Annotated in this window: 1 protein-coding gene and 1 pseudogene; both read left to right on the forward strand. The window is 63.6% G+C overall.

The genetic code is table 11. The annotated features are described in order from the left end of the window. Positions 1-133 (forward strand): annotated as a pseudogene (locus tag IEV86_RS17475) (6,7-dimethyl-8-ribityllumazine synthase); the annotation flags it as partial. A 237-nt stretch (positions 134-370) separates the two neighbouring features. Further along, on the forward strand, positions 371-893 hold a 523-nt coding region (locus IEV86_RS17480; RefSeq protein ID WP_188484834.1), incomplete at its 3' end, for a helix-turn-helix domain-containing protein.

Consider the following 893-nt stretch of genomic DNA (forward strand, 5'->3'; position numbering starts at 1 on the left):
CCTGACCTGCGACACCGAACAGCAGGGACTCGACCGTGCCGGGCTCGAGGGCTCGGTCGAGGACAAGGGACATGAGGCGATGACCGCCGCTCTCGTCACCGTTCAGGCCCTGGCGCCGTACCCTCAGATCTGAGCAGGGCTGAGTGGCGGGGGCCTCCTCGGGCGAGCGGGTCGGCCGACCCCAGCTTCCTCAGACCGATCGGACAGCAGAACCTGCTTCCCCAAAAGATAAGTGTGCGCAGATTGCCCATTTGGGTGTGGCGGTTTCTAAGTTCTAGTGCAACACCCGGTCTGACCAGCACTATCAGACCGGGTGTTTCCACTGAACGAAGGAACACCCCCAATGACCTCGCAACCCAGACGTCCACGATTGCCCTTCGACGTCCTCGACGAACTCTTCTGGCTCCTCCTCGAAGGCAGACCACGATCAGCGATCGCTGACCACCTCGGCATCAACCTCAACACCGTCACCCGGTGGGCGCGGCGACTCGGCCTGCCCAAAGGCAGGACCGGCAGAATACTGTCCATGCCGACCACCATCGTTGCTGCCCCGGCACCACGCCACCGTGCTTACCATCGCCTGACGGTCGCTGATCGGATGACGATCCAAGCCGGCCTGCAATCAACCCCACCCTTGTCGATGAGAACCATCGCGACCCAGCTCGGTGTCGCCCCGTCAACGGTCTCCCGAGAGATCCGCCGCAACCGCATCATCGAGTACGACAAATCCAGCCCACACCCGGTCTATAGTGCTGCCGGCGCCCACGGCCGCACCTATGCCCGCCAGGCACGCAAGGAGCACCGCAGCAAACGTCTCGATAACCCGTGGCTGCGGGCTCACGTGATCAACGGGCTCAACGACAAGTGCTCGCCCGAACAGGTCGCCGGTAGGC

Origin of the sequence: Cellulomonas carbonis (assembly GCF_014636275.1) — a bacterium.
GTDB lineage: Bacteria > Actinomycetota > Actinomycetes > Actinomycetales > Cellulomonadaceae > Actinotalea > Actinotalea carbonis.